15 protein-coding genes are annotated in these 18,196 nt (G+C 72.4%); 7 read left to right on the forward strand and 8 right to left on the reverse strand.

Translation table 11 applies throughout. From position 1 onward, the window contains the following. Entirely contained in the window at positions 1-1,131 is a 1,131-nt protein-coding gene (serC, locus tag ACZ573_RS25815; RefSeq protein WP_471308029.1) for a phosphoserine transaminase, read from the forward strand. 155 nt (positions 1,132-1,286) lie between these two features. Further along, positions 1,287-4,418 carry a sacsin N-terminal ATP-binding-like domain-containing protein gene (locus ACZ573_RS25820; RefSeq protein ID WP_471308032.1) on the forward strand — a complete coding sequence of 1,044 codons (3,132 nt, stop codon included), beginning with the start codon at positions 1,287-1,289 and terminating at the stop codon, positions 4,416-4,418. Positions 4,419-4,460: 42 nt separating this feature from the next. On the opposite strand, the gene ACZ573_RS25825 is transcribed toward ACZ573_RS25820, so the two are convergent. Continuing rightward, positions 4,461-6,926 carry a cation-translocating P-type ATPase gene (locus tag ACZ573_RS25825; RefSeq protein ID WP_471308038.1) on the reverse strand — a complete coding sequence of 822 codons (2,466 nt, stop codon included), beginning with the start codon at positions 6,924-6,926 and terminating at the stop codon, positions 4,461-4,463. A gap of 415 nt (positions 6,927-7,341) precedes the next feature. After that, complete coding sequence (locus ACZ573_RS25830) at positions 7,342-7,713, reverse strand: DUF2530 domain-containing protein (protein WP_471308041.1); 372 nt, start codon at positions 7,711-7,713, stop codon at positions 7,342-7,344. Positions 7,714-7,841: 128 nt separating this feature from the next. Between ACZ573_RS25830 and ACZ573_RS25835 the strand changes: the two genes are divergently transcribed. Further along, on the forward strand, positions 7,842-9,305 hold the full coding sequence (locus ACZ573_RS25835) for an NCS2 family permease (protein ID WP_471308045.1): 1,464 nt from the start codon (positions 7,842-7,844) through the stop codon (positions 9,303-9,305). Here the strand turns inward: ACZ573_RS25835 and ACZ573_RS25840 are convergent, their stop codons facing one another. Beyond that, on the reverse strand, positions 9,306-9,488 hold the full coding sequence (locus ACZ573_RS25840) for a hypothetical protein (protein WP_030010567.1): 183 nt from the start codon (positions 9,486-9,488) through the stop codon (positions 9,306-9,308). Positions 9,489-9,617: 129 nt separating this feature from the next. Between ACZ573_RS25840 and ACZ573_RS25845 the strand changes: the two genes are divergently transcribed. The 3 genes from ACZ573_RS25845 (at position 9,618) to thpR (ending at position 12,105) form a co-directional block, all read left to right on the forward strand. After that, positions 9,618-10,055: a MarR family winged helix-turn-helix transcriptional regulator gene (locus ACZ573_RS25845; protein WP_030010566.1), complete on the forward strand. Its 438-nt coding sequence runs from the start codon at positions 9,618-9,620 to the stop codon at positions 10,053-10,055. 25 nt (positions 10,056-10,080) lie between these two features. Continuing rightward, the gene (locus ACZ573_RS25850) at positions 10,081-11,439 is read left to right on the forward strand and encodes an MFS transporter (protein ID WP_471308047.1); all 1,359 of its coding nucleotides are present in this window, start codon (positions 10,081-10,083) and stop codon (positions 11,437-11,439) included. A gap of 111 nt (positions 11,440-11,550) precedes the next feature. Continuing rightward, positions 11,551-12,105, forward strand: coding sequence for an RNA 2',3'-cyclic phosphodiesterase (gene thpR, locus ACZ573_RS25855; RefSeq protein WP_471308054.1), 555 nt, complete (start codon positions 11,551-11,553; stop codon positions 12,103-12,105). 170 nt (positions 12,106-12,275) lie between these two features. On the opposite strand, the gene ACZ573_RS25860 is transcribed toward thpR, so the two are convergent. Further along, entirely contained in the window at positions 12,276-13,265 is a 990-nt protein-coding gene (locus ACZ573_RS25860; protein WP_471308058.1) for an aldo/keto reductase, read from the reverse strand. Positions 13,266-13,324: 59 nt separating this feature from the next. Next, positions 13,325-14,017 carry a GDSL-type esterase/lipase family protein gene (locus ACZ573_RS25865; protein WP_471308061.1) on the reverse strand — a complete coding sequence of 231 codons (693 nt, stop codon included), beginning with the start codon at positions 14,015-14,017 and terminating at the stop codon, positions 13,325-13,327. 76 nt (positions 14,018-14,093) lie between these two features. Between ACZ573_RS25865 and ACZ573_RS25870 the strand changes: the two genes are divergently transcribed. Then, positions 14,094-15,086: a YncE family protein gene (locus ACZ573_RS25870; RefSeq protein ID WP_471308064.1), complete on the forward strand. Its 993-nt coding sequence runs from the start codon at positions 14,094-14,096 to the stop codon at positions 15,084-15,086. A 242-nt stretch (positions 15,087-15,328) separates the two neighbouring features. On the opposite strand, the gene ACZ573_RS25875 is transcribed toward ACZ573_RS25870, so the two are convergent. The 3 genes from ACZ573_RS25875 to ACZ573_RS25885 all read right to left on the reverse strand — a co-directional run bounded on the left by ACZ573_RS25875 (position 15,329) and on the right by ACZ573_RS25885 (position 18,103). Then, entirely contained in the window at positions 15,329-16,792 is a 1,464-nt protein-coding gene (locus ACZ573_RS25875; RefSeq protein ID WP_471308067.1) for a flotillin family protein, read from the reverse strand. Positions 16,793-16,919: 127 nt separating this feature from the next. Continuing rightward, positions 16,920-17,123 (reverse strand): hypothetical protein, encoded by a 204-nt coding sequence (locus tag ACZ573_RS25880; RefSeq protein WP_327266828.1) that lies wholly within the window; start codon positions 17,121-17,123, stop codon positions 16,920-16,922. 56 nt (positions 17,124-17,179) lie between these two features. Next, on the reverse strand, positions 17,180-18,103 hold the full coding sequence (locus tag ACZ573_RS25885) for a DUF3027 domain-containing protein (RefSeq protein WP_471308073.1): 924 nt from the start codon (positions 18,101-18,103) through the stop codon (positions 17,180-17,182). Positions 18,104-18,196: the final 93 nt, after the last annotated feature.

Raw genomic sequence — 18,196 nt, forward strand, 5'->3', positions numbered from 1 at the left:
GTGGCTGAGATCCAGATTCCCGCTGACATCAAGCCCGCCGACGGACGCTTCGGCGCGGGCCCCTCCAAGGTGCGGACCGAGGCGCTGGACGCCCTCGCCGCCACCGGTACCTCCCTGCTCGGAACCTCACACCGCCAAGCCCCGGTCAAGAACCTGGTCGGCTCGGTGCGCCAGGGCCTCCGGGACCTCTTCTCCCTCCCCGAGGGGTACGAGGTGATCCTGGGCAACGGCGGCTCCACCGCCTTCTGGGACATCGCGACCGCCGGTCTGATCGAGCGGAAGTCCCAGCACCTGACCTTCGGCGAGTTCTCATCGAAGTTCGCCACGGCCGCGAAGCTCGCGCCGTGGCTGGACGCGCCGTCCGTGATCTCCTCCGACCCGGGCACGCACCCGGAGCCGGTGGCCGAGGCGGGCGTGGACGTGTACGCGTACACCCACAACGAGACGTCGACGGGCGTGGCGGCGCCGATCAAGCGCGTCGCGGCCGCCGACGGTGCTGACGAGGGGTCCCTCGTTCTGGTGGACGCGACCTCGGGCGCCGGCGGTCTGCCGGTGGACATCACCGAGACGGACGTCTACTACTTCGCCCCGCAGAAGTCCTTCGCCTCGGACGGCGGCCTGTGGCTGGCCGCGTTCTCCCCGGCCGCCCTGGAGCGCGCCGCCCGCGTGCACGCCTCCGGCAGCCGGCACATCCCGGAGTTCTTCTCGCTGCCGACGGCGATCGACAACTCGCTGAAGAACCAGACGTACAACACCCCGGCGCTGTCCACCCTGTTCCTGCTGGACCAGCAGCTGCGGTGGATGAACAGCCAGGGCGGCCTGGAGTTCACCACCGGCCGTACGGCTGCCAGTGCGCGCAACCTGTACGGCTGGGCGGAGGCGTCCAAGTACGCGACCCCGTTCGTCGTGGACGCCGACAAGCGCTCGTCCGTCATCGGCACGATCGACTTCTCGGACGACATCGACGCGGCGGCCGTCGCCAAGGTGCTGCGCGCCAACGGCATCGTGGACACCGAGCCGTACCGCAAGCTCGGCCGCAACCAGCTGCGTATCGCGATGTTCCCGGCGATCGACCCGGCGGACGTGCAGGCGCTGACGGCCTGCATCGACCACGTGATCGAGAAGCTCTGACCCTCACCCGTCCGGTACGACGTGAAGCCCCCGGTGACTGCCTGCTGTCGCCGGGGGCTTCGGCGTTCCCGGGACACCGCGAGGCCACCGGCGTGGGGGTTTCCCCGGCACGCGGTACCTTCAGGGCTCCGGCGGCGATTCTTGGAGGCAGCGGCGTGAGCGTGCGAGTGACGGCGGCCCAGAGCGGTGTGGACCCCTTCGGCACGGCCCGGCTGCGGCGCGGGGTGCTCGACGCGTGGGGTGCGGGCCCGGCCCGGTTCCGCGAGGACGCCAACGCCGAGGAGGACCTCGCACTCGGCGGCTACCGCGACCGGCTCGTCATCGAGCTGGCGCAGAACGCCGCCGACGCCGCGGCCCGGGCCCAGGTGCCCGGCCGGCTGCGGCTCACCCTGCACGCGGGCGAGGGCGGGCACGCGCTGCTGGCCGTCGCCAACACCGGTGCCCCGCTGGACGCGACGGGCGTGGAGTCGCTGAGCACCCTGCGCGCCTCCGCCAAGCGGGAGCCCGCCGGCGACAGCGTCGGCCGGTTCGGCGTCGGCTTCGCGGCCGTGCTGGCCGTCTCCGACGAACCCGCGGTGCTCGGCCGCCACGGCGGCGTGCGCTGGTCCCTGGCCGAGGCCCGGGAACTGGCCCGGGGCGCCGCCGTCGGCAGCCCCGGCCTCGGCGACGAACTGCGCCGCCGCGACGGGCACGTTCCGCTGCTGCGCCTCCCGCTGCCCGCCGAGGGAACCGCCCCGGAGGGCTACGACACCGTCGTGGTCCTCCCGCTGCGCGACGCCGCCGCCGAGGATCTGGTGGAACGGCTGCTGGCGGGTGTCGACGACGCCCTGCTGCTGACCCTGCCCGGGCTGCGCGAGGTCGTCGTGGAGACCCCGTCCGAGGGCGTGCGCACCCTGTACCGGCGCGACGAGGGCCCGTACACGGTCATCGAGGACACCACCGCCTCCGGTACGGTCACCCACCGCTGGCGCACCGTCCGCCACGGCGGCCCCATCGAGCGCGCGCTGCTCGCCGACCGGCCCGTCGAGGAACGGCTGCGGCCCGCCTGGGCGGTGTCCTGGGCCGTGCCCGTCGACACCGACGGCGCCCCGGTCCGCCCCGCCACGGCCCCGGTGGTGCACGCGCCGACCCCCACCGACGAGCCGCTGGGCATCCCGGCGCTGCTCATCGCGACCCTGCCGCTGGACACCTCCCGCCGGCACCCGGCGCCGGGTCCGCTGACCGACTTCCTCGTGGAGCGCGCGGCCGACGCGTACGCCGAACTCCTCGGCGCCTGGGACCCGGTGACCACCGCGCTGGTGGACCTGGTGCCCGGCCCGCTCGGCAAGGGCGAGCTGGACGGGGCCCTGCGCGCGGCCGTGCTCCAGCGCCTGCCCCGTACCGCTTTCCTCGCACCGGCCGCGCCGCCCGAGCACGCGGAGGAGCGCGCCGCCCTGCGCCCCTTCGAGGCCGAGGTGGTGGAGGGCGCGGGCGCCGACACCGTACGCGTCCTCGCCGAGGTCCTGCCGACCCTGCTGCCGGCCGGCCTGGAGCGCCGGTCCGAGCTGCGCACCCTGGGGGTGGGCCGGCTCCCGCTGGGCGATGCCATCGAGCGGATCGCGGGCATCGAGCGGACCCCCGAGTGGTGGCACCGGCTCTACGACAGCCTCGCCGGGGTGGACCCCGACCGGCTGTCGGGGCTGCCCGTGCCGCTCGCCGACGGCCGCACCTCGATCGGGCCCCGGCACATCCTGCTGCCCGGCGCGGACACGCCGGCGAGCCTGGCCCGGCTGGGACTGAAGGTGGCCCACCCTGACGCGGCGCACCCGCTGCTGGAGAAGCTCGGCGCTCTCCCGGCCACGGCGCGGGCGGTCCTGACGACCCCGCAGGTGCGGGCGGCCGTCGCCGCCTCCCTCGACGCGGGGGAGATCTGGGACGAGGACGCCGACACCCTGGACGCCGACGAGCTGGCCGAGGTGGTCCTCGGGCTGGTCCGGGACGCCGATCTGGCGCCGGGCGACGAGCCGTGGCTCGGCGCGCTGGCCCTGCCGGACGAGGACGGGGAACTGGTTCCGGCGGGCGAGCTCCTGCTGCCGGGCAGCCCGCTGGCCTCGGTGATCCGCGAGGACGAGGTCCCGTACGTGGACGCGGACCTCGCCGAGAGGTGGGGCGCGGGCCCGCTCACCGCGTGCGGGGTCCTGGCCACCTTCCAGCTGGTCCGCGCCACCGACGTGGTCCTCGACCCGGACGAGCTGGAACCGCGCGAGGGCGACTTCGCCGAGCCCGACGACGCGGGCCTCCTGGACGCGGTGGACGTGTGGTGCGAGGACGTCCTGGACCAGCTGCCGGACACCCCGGTCCCGCCGGTGGCGACCGAGCTGATCGCCGTCCGGGACCTCGACCTCGTCGACGACGACTGCTGGCCGCAGGCCCTGGCCATGCTCGCGCAGCCGCCGCTTCGTGACGCGCTGACCCAGCCCGTGCGGATCCTGCTGCCGGACGGCACCACGCAGTCGGTGCGCCCGTACACCGCCTGGTGGCTGCGCGACCACCCGGTGCTCGACGGCCGCCGCCCGGCGGGACTGCGCGCGGCGGGCGGCGACCCGCTGCTGGCGGGCCTCTACACCTCGGCGGACGCCACGGGCTTCGAGGACGAGCAGGTCCTGCGGGCGCTGGGCGTACGCACGTCCGTGCCGGCCCTGCTGGACGAGCCCGGCGGCGCCGCCGAACTGCTGGCCCGGCTCGCCGACCCGGACCGCGAGGTCACCGGCCACCAGCTGCACGGCCTGTACGGCGCGCTGGCCGATCTGGATCCCGAGCAGGTCACCCTCCCGGACGAGCTGCGCGCGGTGGTGGACGGCGAGGTGCTCGTGGTGGACGCGGCCGACGCGGTGATCGCGGACGCCCCGGACCTGCTCCCGCTGACGGCGGGTCTTCCGCTGCTGCCGGTCCCGCCGTCGCGTGCGGCGGATCTCGCGGAGCTGCTCCAGGTCCGCCGCCTCTCGGAGACGGTTCCGGCGGAGGTGACCACGCCCGGCGAGGAGCACGAGGTACCGGAGTCGGTGCTCGTGCTGCTGGGTCCGGCCACTCCGGCGACGTACATCGAGCACGAGGAGCTCGTCGCGGGCGGCACGGAGCTCGACTGGCGCCGCACCCCCGACGGCACGCTCCACGCGTCCACGCTGGAGGGCGTGGCCGCCGGCCTTGCCTGGTCGGCGGGCCAGTGGCCGCGCCGCTTCGAGGTGGCGGCGCTGCTGGAGGACCCGTCGCGTACGGCGGAACTGGCGCGGGACCGCTGGTTCGACTGACCTGAAGGAGCCGGGAGGGGGCCGGGAGCGGACCGGCCCCCGTCAGGCCGGGAACTTGCGGTCGACCCACCTGAAGGTGAACTCGATCAGGACGGCTGCGCCCACGGCGACGGCCACCGCGATCCACGGCACCATGACGCCCACCAGCTTGAGCTGGAAGAAGTCCTGCAGCCACGGCACGACGAGGACGATCAGGAACGCCCCGCCCATCGCGCCGACCAGGGCCACCCGCCACCAGGTGTAGGGGCGGGCGATGATCGCCAGTACCCACATGGACGTCAGGAACAGCGTCAGCGTGGCCGCGCTGGACTCGGCATCGAGGGCGCCCTGGCCCGTGTAGTGGTGGCGGGCGATCAGGTACGAGACGAAAGTGGCCACGGCCGCGATGACGCCGCCGGGGATCGCGTACCGCATGACCCGCTTCACGAAGTGCGGTTTCGCGCGTTCCCTGTTCGGCGCCAGGGCCAGGAAGAAGGCCGGGATGCCGATGGTGAGCGTGGACAGCAGCGTCAGGTGGCGGGGCAGGAAGGGGTACTCGACCTGCGAGCAGACCACGAGGATGGCCAGCAGCACCGAGTAGACCGTCTTCGTGAGGAAGAGGGTGGCCACGCGGGTGATGTTGCCGATGACCCGGCGGCCCTCGGCGACGACCGAGGGCAGGGTCGAGAAGCTGTTGTTGAGGAGGACGATCTGGGCCACCGCCTTCGTCGCCTCCGAGCCCGAGCCCATGCTGACGCCGATGTCGGCGTCCTTGAGGGCGAGCACGTCGTTGACCCCGTCGCCCGTCATGGCGACCGTGTGGCCCTTGGACTGGAGGGCCCCCACCATGTCCCGTTTCTGCTGCGGGCTCACCCGTCCGAAGACCGAGTTGTCGTCGAGGACCTTCGCCATGTCGGCCCGGTCGGTGGGGAGCCCCCGGGCGTCCACGGTGTCCTCCGCGCCCGGCAGACCCAGCTTGCCGGCGACCGCGCCGACGGAGACCGCGTTGTCGCCGGAGATGACCTTCGCGCTGACGTTCTGGTCCTCGAAGTAGCGCAGCGTGTCGGCGGCGTCGGGGCGCAGCCGCTGTTCCAGGACGACGAGGGCGGTCGGCCGGACCCCGGTGGCGACGGCCGCGTCGTCGAGCTCGCGGGCGGAGCGGGCCAGCAGGAGGACGCGCAGGCCCTGTTCGTTGAGGTCGTCGATCTCCTCGAGGGCCGGGTCCCCGGCGGGGAGCAGCACGTCGGGGGCGCCGAGCAGCCAGGTGTTGTTCTCGCCGTCGCCCTCGCTGAAGCTGGCGCCGCTGTACTTGCGGGCGGAGGAGAAGGGCAGGGACTCGGTGCAGCGCCACTCCGCCATGTCGGGGTAGGCGTCGATGATCGCCTGGAGGCTGGCGTTGGGGCGCGGGTCGGACTCCCCGAGGGCGCCGAGCACCTTCTTGACGTACGCGGGCTCCGCGCCGCCGAGCGGGCGCAGCTCGGTGACGTCCATGCCGCCCTCGGTGAGGGTGCCGGTCTTGTCGAGGCAGACCACGTCGACGCGGGCGAGGCCTTCGATGGCGGGCAGCTCCTGGACCAGGCACTGCTTGCGGCCGAGCCGGATGACGCCGATCGCGAAGGCCACGGAGGTGAGCAGGACGAGCCCTTCGGGGATCATCGGGACGATGCCGCCGACGGTCCGGGCGATGGAGTCTTTGAGGTTGTTGTCCTTGACGAGGAGCTGGCTGATGATCAGGCCGATCGAGGTCGGGATCATCATCCAGGTGACGTACTTGAGGATGGTGGAGATGCCGGAGCGCAGCTCGGAGTGGACGAGCGTGAAGCGGGAGGCCTCTTCGGCCAACTGGGCGGCGTAGGCCTCGCGGCCGACCTTGGTGGCGGTGAAGGCGCCGCCGCCGGCGACGACGAAGGAGCCGGACATGACCGGGTCGCCGGGCTTCTTCAGGACGGGGTCGGCCTCGCCGGTGAGCAGGGACTCGTCGATCTCCAGGCCGTCGGCCTCGCCGACGGATCCGTCGACGACGACCTTGTCGCCGGGGCCGAGTTCGATGACGTCGCCGAGGACGATCTCGGAGGTGGAGATCTCGGCGGTCCGGCCGTCGCGGCGCACGCTGGGTTTGACCTCGCCGATGACGGCGAGGCTGTCGAGGGTCTTCTTGGCGCGCAGTTCCTGGATGATGCCGATGCCGGTGTTGGCGACGATCACGAAGCCGAAGAGGCTGTCCTGGATCGGCGCGACGACGATCATGATCGCCCAGAGCACGCCGATGATCGCGTTGAACCGGGTGAAGACGTTGGCGCGGACGATGTCGGTGGTGGAGCGGCTGCTCCGGACGGGAACGTCGTTGACCTCGCCCCGCGCGACGCGCTCGGCGACCTCGGCGGTGCTCAGCCCGCCCGGCTTGAAGCGGGGCGCGGGCGGGCGCACGGGATGTACGGGGTCCAGCTCCGCTCCCGCGTCGATGGCGGGGGCGGCCGTCCTGCCACCCGGCTCCGGCCCGTCGGATTCGGTTCCAGCCCGCTGCGTCATGCCTTCGACGTTAAGCGGGGTTCTTTCGCTTCACCCGCCGAGCAGCGGGAAGATCCGACCTCAGGATGACCCGAATCGTCCCCTGGTAGCGCGTACCGGGCCGTGGGGCGGGGGCACTCCGGGACGTCCCCGCAGGTCGAGCGAACCCACCGCCGGGCCACGGGCCGGTCCGGCCCAGGGTTCGCGAGCCGAGGAGACGTCCCGGAGGGGCACTGCCACACCCCGAAGCCGCCGGACCCGCGCCCAGGCCGCCGCTAGTGCTGTGACCGGGAAGGTTCACCGGGTCACGACGCCCGGCACGGCGCCTCGCCGCGTTGTCGGACCGCGCAAGTACGTCCAGTACGAGCCGCGGTCCTCCGCCTTGCGATCCACCGCACCGGACGACGCGACCCGGCAAACCTTCCCGGCCACAGCACTAGGCCTGAGGCCCCGAGCCCGCCTGCCCGGCCTGCCCGGCTTGCCCGGCCTGCCCAGCTTGCCCGGCCTGCCCGGCCTGCCCGGCCTGCCCGTCCCGCTCGGCCCGCGCAGCGGCCTCGGCCTGTTCAGCGGCATGGCGCTTGAGGGCGGCGTCACGGCCGCGGACGTACCAGATGCCGATCAGGCCGAGGAAGCCGCCAGCCGCGCAGGTCCAGACCCACCACAGCTGGTCCCGGTCGGCGAACCACCCGTAGAAGGGCAGCTGGACCAGGAAGAGGGCGAACCACAGGATCGTGCCACCCGTGACGGTGGCGACGACGGGGCCCTCCAGGGGCTCGGGCGCCTCGTGCTTCGCAATCCATTTCGCCATGCGGCAAGTCTAGGCGGCGGGAAATGACATCTACGCGCGGAGATGGACGCCCTTTCGTTCATGTGTTCATACTGAAACGGTGTGGGCGCGGCCCATTTTCTTCGTATGAACCACCCAATGAGGACCGTATGAGTACCCCGGCCCCCGCCCCCGCAGCCACCGCTCCGGAGCCTTCCCCCAAGGAAGCCTCCGGCCCGCTGGACCGCTACTTCAAGGTCTCCGAGCGCGGCTCGACCCTCGCCCGCGAGGTCCGCGGCGGCTTCGCGACCTTCTTCGCCATGGCGTACATCATCGTGCTGAACCCGATCATCCTGGGCAGCGCGAAGGACATGTACGGGCACCAGCTCGACGGCGGCCAGCTGGTGACGGCCACCGTCCTGACGGCGGCCTTCACCACCCTCCTCATGGGTGTCATCGGCAACGTCCCGATCGCGCTCGCCGCCGGACTCGGCGTGAACACGGTCGTCGCACTCCAGCTCGCCCCCCGCATGAGCTGGCCCGACGCCATGGGCATGGTGGTCCTGGCCGGCTTCGTGGTGATGCTGCTGGTCGCCACCGGCCTGCGCGAGCGGGTCATGAGCGCCGTGCCGCTGGGCCTGCGCAAGGGCATCGCCATCGGCATCGGCCTGTTCATCATGCTGATCGGCCTGGTCGACGCGGGCTTCGTCTCCCGCATCCCGGACGCCGCGCACACGACGGTCCCGCTGCAGCTCGGGGCCACCGGGCACCTGGACGGCTGGCCGGTCCTGATCTTCGTGATCGGCGTGCTGCTCACCCTCGCCCTGCTGATCCGCAAGGTCCCGGGCGCGATCCTGATCTCCATCGTGGCCATGACCGTCGTGGCCGTCGTGGTCCAGCTGGTCGCGAAGGTGCCCGACTCGGGCTGGGGCCTGACGGTCCCGGAATGGCCCGGCAATCCCGTGGCCGCGCCCGATTTCGGGCTCGTCGGCGAGGTCAGCCTGTTCGGCGGCTTCGGCAAGGTCGGGATGCTCACCGGCATCCTCTTCGTCTTCACCGTGCTGCTGTCCTGCTTCTTCGACGCCATGGGCACGATCCTCGGCGTCGGCGACGAGGCGAAGCTGATCGACAAGAAGACCGGCGAGTTCCCCGGGATCAACCGGGTCCTGCTGGTCGACGGCCTGGCCGTCGCCTCGGGCGGTGCCACGTCCTCCTCCGCGACCACCTGCTTCGTGGAGTCCACGGCCGGGGTCGGCGAGGGTGCCCGTACGGGTCTGGCGAACGTCGTGACGGGCGGCCTCTTCGCCGTGGCGCTGTTCTTCACCCCGCTCGCCACCATGGTCCCGTCCCAGGCGGCCACCCCGGCGCTCGTGGTGGTCGGCTTCCTGATCCTGGCGGGTTCGGTCAAGGACATCGACTGGAGCGACTTCACCATCGCCGTCCCGGCCTTCCTGGCCATGGTGATGATGCCCTTCACCTACTCGATCACCAACGGCATCGGCATCGGCTTCGTGAGCTTCTGCGCACTGCGCCTGGCGACCGGCCGGGCCCGCGGGGTCCCGGTGGCCATGTACGTGGTGTCGGCGGTGTTCGTCTTCTACTACGCGATGCCCGCCCTCGGGCTCGGCCAGTAGCTACGTCAGCCCGTAGAACTTCTCTGTCTCGTCGACGGCCGCCTTGAAGCGCTCGTCGAAGTCATCGCGAATGAGCGTCCGGACCACATAGTCCTGGACGCTCATTCCGCGTTTGGCGGCATGGATCCGGAGCCTGTCGAGGAGCTCCCCGTCTATGCGCATGCTCAGCACATGTGTCCCCATGCCGAAAGAGTCGGGGCACAGGGTGCGTACGCGTGTCACTTTCAGCCGCCGGCTCACCCGTACGAGTGACCCCCTTGCGAGCCGGAAAACCGGTTTTCCTTAGGAAGAGTAATGAGTTACCCTAAACACATGCATGACCTCTCCCATGGCGACGACGCAGCCGCCGTGAACGATCTCCGCTCCGCCGTCATGCGGCTGGGGCGACGCCTGAAGCACCAGCGCGTCGACGAGTCGCTGAGCCCGACCGAGATGTCGGTCCTCGGCACCCTCGCCCGCTGCGGCCAGGCCACACCCGGCGAGCTCGCGCGGCGGGAGCACGTCCAGCCGCCGTCGATGACGCGCATCGTCGCGTTGCTGGAAGCCAAGGGACTGGTCACGCTGGAACCGCACCCCGACGACCGCCGCCAAAAGGTGGTCCGCCAGACGGAGGAGGCCGAAGCGATGCTCGAAGAGAGCCGCCGCAAGCGCAACGCCTTCCTGGCCGGGCTCGCTGCCGAGCTGACCGAGGACGAATGGGCCAAGCTGCGCGCGGCCGCACCCGTCCTGGAGAAGCTCGCGCACCTGTAGGAACGACGCCAGGAGGCGAACGCTTTTGAGTACGGGAACCGGAGCAGACTCCGCACCCGGCCACACATCCACCCCCGCTACCGCCGCGACCGTCGCGGCACCCACGAGCAAGGGCTCCATGTTCAGCTCGCTGAAGATCCGTAACTACCGGCTCTTCGCCACCGGCCAGGTCGTGTCCAACACGGGCACCTGGATGCAGCGCATCGCCCAGGACTGGCTGGTCCTCTCGCTGACCGGCTCCGCCTCCGCCGTCGGCATCACCATCGCCCTGCAGTTCCTGCCGATGCTGATGTTCGGCCTCTACGGCGGCGTGCTCGCCGACCGGCTGCCCAAGCGGCCGTTGCTCCTCGCCACCCAGAGCGCGATGGGCCTGACCGGCATCGCCCTCGCCGTCCTCACCCTGGCCGGACACGTCCAGGTGTGGCACGTCTACCTCGCCGCCTTCGCGATCGGCCTGGTCACCGTGGTCGACAACCCGGCCCGGCAGACCTTCGTCTCCGAGATGGTCGGCAAGGACCAGGTGGCCAACGCCGTCAGCCTGAACTCGGCCAACTTCCAGTCCGCCCGGCTGGTCGGCCCGGCGATCGCCGGTGTGCTGATCACCGCCGTCGGCTCCGGCTGGGCCTTCCTGCTGAACGGCCTGTCCTTCGCCGCGCCCCTCGCCGGCCTGCTGATGATGCGGACCCACGAACTGCACCGGGTCGAGCCGAGGCCCCGTGCCAAGGGCCAGCTGCGCGAAGGCCTGCGCTACGTCGCCGGCCGCCCGGAGCTGATCTGGCCGATCGTGCTCGTGGGCTTCATCGGCACCTTCGGGTTCAACTTCCCGATCTGGCTCTCGGCCTACGTCAGCGACGTCTTCCACGGGGACGCGGGCACGTACGGGCTCTTCAACACCCTGATCGCGGCCGGCTCCCTGGCGGGCGCCCTGCTCGCGGCCCGGCGCGGACAGTCCCGCCTGCGGGTGCTGGTGGCCGCGGCCGTGCTGTTCTCGGTCCTGCTCCTGGTGACCGCCTTCGCACCCGGCTTCTGGCTGTTCGCCGCCCTGCTCGTCCCCATCGGGATCTTCGGCCTGACGGTCAACGTCACCGCCAACTCCAGCGTGCAGATGGCGACCGACCCCGAGATGCGGGGCCGGGTCATGGCCCTGTTCATGATGGTGTTCACCGGCGGCACCCCGCTGGGCGCCCCGCTGCTGGGCTGGATCACGGACACCTACGGCGCCCGGATCGGCATGGCTTCGGGCGCGCTGGTCTCCCTGGCCGCCTCGGTCGCGATCGCGGTGGTCCTGGCCCGTGTCGGCAACCTCCGGCTGCGGGTGGACCGCCGCGGTGTGACGTTCGTCCCGGCCGTCCCGCGCCACCGCGAACTGGTGACGGTGGCCTGACCCCGGGGCTCAAACGCGGCGAGGCTGAATGTAGCCTCGCCGGCGTTTGAGGCGCGGGGGTCCGGGGGCAAAGCCCCCGACAACGGCGCCGCGCGCGGCTACGCTCGCCGCATGAGACTGTTCGCCGCCGTCCTGCCACCCGACGCGGCCGTCGCCGAGCTGGCACGGGCCGTGGACGGAGTCCGCGACGACCACCTGACGTGGACCGCGCGAGCGGGCTGGCACTTCACGCTCGCCTTCATGGGCGAGGTACGGGACGAGGTGCTCCCGGAGCTGCACACCCGCCTGGAGCGGGCCGCCCACCGCACGCCCCCCTTCGCACTGCGGCTGCACGGCTGCGGCCACTTCGGGGAGCGCGCCCTGTGGGCCGGCGCCGCCGGGGAGCTCGCCGCCCTGCGGATGCTCGCCGAACGGACCGACGCCGCCGCGCGGCGAGCCGGCGTACCGATGGAGCAGCACCGCCGGTACACCCCGCACCTCACCCTGGCCCGCAGCCGCAGCGCCACCACCCCGCTGCGGCCCTACCTGGACGCCCTGGCGGACTTCGAGGGCACACCCTGGCAGGTCGACACGCTCAGCCTGGTCCGCAGCAACCTCCCCGTCAGCGGGGTGCCGGGCGAGCAGCCCCGTTACGAGACCGTCGGGGCCTGGCCGCTCGTCGGCTGAACCCGCACGCCCCCCCGGCCGGAGCCGGGGGGCGTGCGGGAGAGCGGACGGGCCGCGTTAGGCTCGACGGGTGGATCCCAAGACCCGAAACCGTGTGATGGCCGGTGTGCTCGTGCTGATGTTCCTCGTCGTGGCCGTGGCGGCTGCCGTCGGCCAGTAGCCCCCGCCGCCTACCAGGCGAAGGCCTCCGGCGACGCCCCGGGACCGGGGAAGATCTCGTCCAGGCCCGCCAGGACCTCCTGCGAGAGCTCCAGCTCCGCCGCGCGCAGCGCCGAGTCGAGCTGTTCCTGCGTACGCGGCCCGACGATCGGCCCGGTGACCCCGGGGCGCGTCAGCAGCCAGGCCAGCCCGACCTCGCCCGGCTCCAGGCCGTGCTTGTCCAGCAGGTCCTCGTACGCCTGCACCTGCGCGCGTACGGCGCTGTTCGCCAGCGCGTCCGCCGACCGGCCGGAGGCGCGGCGGCCGCCCTCGACCTCCTTCTTGATGACCCCGCCCAGCAGGCCACCGTGGAGCGGGGACCACGGGATGACCCCGAGGCCGTATTCCTGGGCCGCCGGGATGACCTCCATCTCGGCGCGCCGCTCGGCGAGGTTGTAGAGGCACTGCTCGCTGACCAGGCCGAGCCGGCCGTGGCGGGCCGCGGTCTCGTTGGCCTGGGCGATCTTCCAGCCGGGGAAGTTGGAAGAGCCCGCGTAGAGGATCTTGCCCTGCTGGACGAGGACCTCGACGGCCTGCCAGATCTCCTCGAAGGGGGTCAGCCGGTCCACGTGGTGGAACTGGTAGACGTCGATGTAGTCGGTCTGGAGCCGCTTGAGGCTGGCGTCGACGGCCCGCCGGATGTTCAGCGCCGACAGGCGGTCGTAGTTGGGCCAGGTGTCGCCCTCGCGGGACATGGAGGCGTACACCTTGGTGGCGAGGACCGTCTTCTCGCGGCGGTCGCCGCCCTGGGCGAACCAGGTGCCGATGATCTCCTCGGTGCGGCCCTTGTTCTCGCCCCACCCGTACACGTTGGCGGTGTCGAAGTAGTTGATGCCCGCGTCGAGGGCGGAGTCCATGATCGAGTGACTTTCGGGCTCCGCCGTCTGGGGGCCGAAGTTCATGGTGCCGAGTACAAGTCGGCTGACCTTGAGGCCGGTGCGTCCGAGCTGCGTGTACTTCATGGGTCACTAGCCAACTGCTTCGAGTGCGCTCGAAGCAAGACCCCGCCGTGACGGGCGTGTTACAGCCCCCGCGCGGGCCGGTAGGGGCCGCCGATCCCCCACGCCTGGTGCAGGACCGCCGCGAACTCACCCGCCAGCCGGTGCTCGCCCGAGGCGTTCGGGTGAGTGCCGTCGTAGGTGTCGCGGTGGATGTCGTACGCCTCCGGGCGCGCGGCCAGCAGGATCGGCGAGGCGTCGGTCGTCAGGTCGGCGACCGCCTTCGCGAGGAGCTCGTTGAAGCGGGCCACTTCGGCCGCGAAGGGGGCGTCCTCCTCGGCCCGGCTGTTCGGGATGACCGGCAGCAGGACCATGCGGACGCCGGGGCGGGCGGCGCGGGCCCCGGCGACGAACCGGCGGGCGTTGGCGGTGGTCTGTTCGGCGTCGGTGTAGAAGCCGAGGTCGATCAGCCCGAGGGAGACCAGCAGGACGTCGGCGCCGGTGTCGGCCACCGCGGGGCCTATGAGGGGGGCCATGTGCTGCCAGCCCTCGCCCCAGCCGGCCAGGTGGCGGCGGGCGCGCTCCGGGAAGCCCGGGTCGGCGTACGCGTGGCTGGTGGGCGTGTCGGCGACGGTGTCGTACAGCTCGCAGCGCGGGCCGACGATCCGGTGGGGACCGCCGAAGGTCGAGCTGAGGTGCTGCCACATCCGGTAGCGCCAGGTGTAGTCGCCGGCGCGTCCGATGGTCATGGAGTCACCGACGAACATGAAACGCATCCGGTCATCATCGCGGATCGCGCGACAGAAACCCCTGTGACGCCGGACACGCGGCACGTACTGGCAGGCTGGTGGAATGCGCCTGCCCATGCCGTCCGCCGCCGCGTCCGCCGCCGTTGCCACCGCCGCCGCCGCCGCACTCGCCGTGCTGCCGGGCCCGGCCCTCGCGGCGGAGACCCCCGCCATGTCCTCCTTCACCATCTCCGACCCGCGGATCAAGGAGTCGAGCGGCCTGGCCGCCAGCCGGATCCACCCGGGCGTGTACTGGACGCACAACGACAGCGACGACGGCCCGTACATCTACGCGGTGGACTCGGCATCGGGCAGGACAGTGGCCCGCGTGACGCTGAAGGGGATCGGGAAGCCGCGCGACGTCGAGGCGATCTCGCTGGGCCCCGACGGGCAGCTCTACGTCGGGGACATCGGCGACAACCGCAACGGCACCTGGGACCACGTGTGGATCTACCGCTTCCCGGAACCGAAGCAACTGGCCGATGTCACCGTCGAGGCCGCGCAGTTCACGGTGAAGTACGCGGACGGGGCGCGCAACGCGGAGGCCCTGATGGTCCATCCGGTGACGGGGCGCGTCTACATCGCGAGCAAGGACGAGAACAAGGGCGGCCTGTACGAGGGTCCCGCGGAGCTGACGACGGGGGGCACGAACGTGTTCCGGCGGGTCGCCGACGTGCCGTGGGTGACGGACGGGGCGTTCTCCCCCGACGGCACCCGTCTGACGCTGCGCGGCTACTTCACGGCCCGCACCTACCCGTGGAAGGACGGCCTGCCGGTGGGCGAGGGCGAGCGGGTGGACGCGCCGTGGCAGGGCCAGGCGGAGTCGGTGACGTACACGCCGGACGGCTCCACGCTGATGTTCGGCGCGGAGGGCGAGGGCAGCCGGGTCATCGCCGTGCCGGTCGCCGCTGCCGCCTCGGCCTCGCCGCAGCCGGGTGCCCCTTCGGAGGCGGCCCCCACGCCGGGGCCGACGGGCAGCTTCGGCAAGGGAGCCCTCGTCCTCGCGGGCGGCCTGGCCCTGGTCTTCGGCGCCAAACGCCTCTTCCGCCGCCGCTGAATCCAGCCCCGCTCTTCCAGCCCCTCCGGCGTTTGAGGAGCGGGGTCCGGGGCGGAGCCCTGGCAGCGGCGCGAGCGCCGAATCACCTGGTTCCTGGTGCGGCGCCGTTGCCGGGGCTCCGCCCCGGACCCCGCTCCTCGAACGCCGGAGGGGCTGGGTTCGGCCCGGCGGAGCCGGATGGGCCGGGGTGGGGCCGGAGGGCCGGGGGTGGTGGGCCCGGCCCACCCGGTGCAGGGCTTGGGTCACTCCTCGCGGATCGGGATGCGGCCGTTCGCCGGCGGGGAGGCCGGGGACGGAGTCCCCGGGGCGGGGGGCTGGCCCATCGAGGCCAGGAGCTGGCGGGCCACGCCCAGGCCCGTGCCGCCCATCGTCAGCGCCTTCGCGAACATCTCCGACATGCCCTCGGCCCCGTTCAGCAGGACCATGTGCTCCACGTTCCCGAAGGCCCCCGCACCCGCCTCCACGATCGCCGGCCAGTTCTCGGCCAGCTGCTGCGCGACGACCGCCTCCTGGTTCTCCGCCAGCGCGGCGGCCCGCGCCTTGATCGCTTCCGCCTCGGCCAGACCGCGGGCCTTCGCCGACTCCGCCTCCGCGAGGCCCCGCGCCTGCGTGGCCGCGGCCTCCGCCTCACCGGTCGCCCGCGTCGCCTTCGCCGACGCGATGCCGCGCGCCTCCACGGCCTGCGCGTCGGCGGTCGCCGCCGTCGTCACCCGCGTCGCCTCGGCGGCTGCCGCGAGCTCCGTCTCCCGCGCCTTCGCCTGCGCCGCCGAGATCCGGGCGTCACGCTCGGCCTCCGCCCGGGTGCGGGTCTCGTACGCCGCCGCGTCCGCGGGCTTGCGTACGTCCGCCTGCAGCTGCTGCTCGCGCCGGTGCGCCTCCAGCTCCGCGACCCGGGTCTCCTGGACGACGACCTCCTGGCGGGCGGCCGCCTCCGACAGCGGGCCCGCCTGGCGGGCCGTCGCCGCCGCCTTGTCCCGTTCGGCCTGGTAGCCGGCCTGCAGGATCTCGCTGTCGCGCGTCGCCTCGGCCATCCGGGCGAAGGCGGCCTGTTCGGCCTCCGTGGCCAGCCGGTTCGCCTCGGCCTGCGCGATCCGCGCGTCCCGCTGCACGGCCGCCGCGTGCGGCATCGCCAGGTTCTTGATGTAGCCGGTCGGGTCCTCGATCTCGTGGATCTGCAGCGAGTCGACGATCAGGCCGAGCTTCTCCATCTCGGTACCGCAGGCCATCCGGGTCTGGCCCGTCAGCTTCTCCCGGTCGCGGATCATGTCCTCGACCGTCAATCCGCCCACGATGGACCGCAGATGGCCCGCGAAGACGATGTGCACGCGCTCGGGCATCATCTTCTGCTGGTCCAGGAACCGGCGGGCCGCGTTGGCGATCGACACGAGGTCGTCGCCGACCTTGAAGATGACGACGCCCTTCACCCGCAGCGGGATGCCCTGGTGGGTGACGCAGTCCACGGACAGCTGCGTCTCGTTGAGGTCCAGCGACAGTTTCCGTACCGCCTGCACGCCCGGGAGTACGAGCGTCCCCCGCCCGGTGACGATCCGGAAGCCCATGCCCTGCCCGAGGCCCTCGGTCTTGTGCGTGGAGCCGGAGATGACGAGTGCCTCGTTCGGTTCGGCCACCCGCCACATGAGCTTGAACAGGCCGATCAGAGCCACGATTGCGGCGAGAACGATTCCCGCCACGACGCCGATAGCCATCGGCAACGCCCCCTTAGCGCGGTGCCGTTCGGCACCGACGAGGCCGAGTCTGCGCCTGCCCCGGTCACGCCGGAAGATGCTGGCGGAGTCTTGTCGCCATCTTGATACGTACAGGTGGGACGGGGCGTCAGTTGTCGTAGGCGGCCATCACGTACACCGTGCGCGGCGGCAGGTATTCGACCACCGTCACCACCGTCCCGACGGCGATGCGGCCGGTCCCGGCGACCGGGTGGGCGAGGAAGTGCTCCGCCCCGCCCCGGATCCGGACGATGACCTCGCCCACCAGGCCGGGGCCGACCGTCCCGGTCACCCGGCCGGTCATTCCCACCATGTCCATGTCCGTGTCCGCGCCCGTGTCCCCCATGGGGCGAGGGTACGCCGAGCGGGCTACGAGTGGCCGAGGTCCGCGGCCGGCAGGTCCGATTCCGAGACCGGGACCGAGCCGGTGTCGGGGGCCGGCCGCAGGGTGAACTCGTCCGAAGCCATCGAGTCGAGCACCGGCGGGGCCGGGCGCAGCGGCGCGGGCATGACCGCGGCTTCCGAGTGGCCGCCGCAGCCGTAGGACAGCGACACCAGACGGCCGTCGGCCGGGCTGAACTCGTTCGCGCAGACGCCGAAGGCCTGGCCGAGCGAGCCGCCGATGGCGACCAGGAAGCCGCAGGAGACGCAGGACGCGGGCGCGGCCTGCGCCATCGGGGTCTTGGCGCCGAAGGACTCGTCCCAGCGGTCGGCGGCGGTGTGCAGCCCGTACCGCGAGAGCACGCGCGCCCGGCGCATGCCCAGTTCCTCGGCGACCGAGGTGATGGAGCCGCGTACGGGGACCACCGCGCGGTCGGTGACGTCGGCGTCCTCGGCCTCGACCAGTTCGGCCATCTCGGCGGAGACCACCGAGTTCGGCGGCGGGGTGTCCTCGCCCGACCAGCCCGGCTCCAGGCGCAGGTCCTCGGCGTCGGTGGGGAGCAGGTCGCCGGGGCCCATGTCGCCGGGGCGCAGCCGCTCGCTCCACGGCACCCACTCGGGGGCCAGCAGCGCGTCGTCGCCGGGCAGCAGCACCGTTTCGTCGAGGGTGACGTTCTTCGCGCGGGAGGCGCGGGTCACGGTGACGGCCCAGCGCCAGCCGCGGTAGCCCGGTTCCTTGGACTCGAAGAAGTGGGTGACGACGCGGTCGCCCTCCGCCACGGCGGAGACGTGCGCGCCCACCACTCCGGGGAAGGCGGCCTCCTCGGCCGCCGCGCGGGCGAGTTCTACCGCCTCGACGCAGAGGCGGTCGGGGGTACGCGGGGTACGGCTTCGCGTCGTCGCAGCACTCACTGGTCTCGTTCTCTCCTACGCCGTCTCACGTGTGCGCCGTCCGTACTGTCGTCCACAACGACCCGTCGGTGCTGTCCGTACGTGGCACGGGCG

This window comes from Streptomyces sp. NPDC040545 (assembly GCF_055595065.1).

What these genes read in the sequence shown, in the direction of transcription:
- ACZ573_RS25880 (WP_327266828.1), bottom strand. Translation starts at nt 17,123, where the DNA reads ATGGTGGGAATGACCGGCCGGGTGACCGGGACGGTCGGCCCCGGCCTG.
- ACZ573_RS25845 (WP_030010566.1), top strand. Translation starts at nt 9,618, where the DNA reads ATGCATGACCTCTCCCATGGCGACGACGCAGCCGCCGTGAACGATCTC.
- ACZ573_RS25835 (WP_471308045.1), top strand. Translation starts at nt 7,842, where the DNA reads ATGAGTACCCCGGCCCCCGCCCCCGCAGCCACCGCTCCGGAGCCTTCC.
- ACZ573_RS25840 (WP_030010567.1), bottom strand. Translation starts at nt 9,488, where the DNA reads ATGGGGACACATGTGCTGAGCATGCGCATAGACGGGGAGCTCCTCGAC.
- ACZ573_RS25865 (WP_471308061.1), bottom strand. Translation starts at nt 14,017, where the DNA reads ATGCGTTTCATGTTCGTCGGTGACTCCATGACCATCGGACGCGCCGGC.
- thpR (WP_471308054.1), top strand. Translation starts at nt 11,551, where the DNA reads ATGAGACTGTTCGCCGCCGTCCTGCCACCCGACGCGGCCGTCGCCGAG.
- ACZ573_RS25825 (WP_471308038.1), bottom strand. Translation starts at nt 6,926, where the DNA reads ATGACGCAGCGGGCTGGAACCGAATCCGACGGGCCGGAGCCGGGTGGC.
- ACZ573_RS25860 (WP_471308058.1), bottom strand. Translation starts at nt 13,265, where the DNA reads ATGAAGTACACGCAGCTCGGACGCACCGGCCTCAAGGTCAGCCGACTT.
- ACZ573_RS25830 (WP_471308041.1), bottom strand. Translation starts at nt 7,713, where the DNA reads ATGGCGAAATGGATTGCGAAGCACGAGGCGCCCGAGCCCCTGGAGGGC.
- ACZ573_RS25875 (WP_471308067.1), bottom strand. Translation starts at nt 16,792, where the DNA reads ATGGCTATCGGCGTCGTGGCGGGAATCGTTCTCGCCGCAATCGTGGCT.
- ACZ573_RS25870 (WP_471308064.1), top strand. Translation starts at nt 14,094, where the DNA reads ATGCGCCTGCCCATGCCGTCCGCCGCCGCGTCCGCCGCCGTTGCCACC.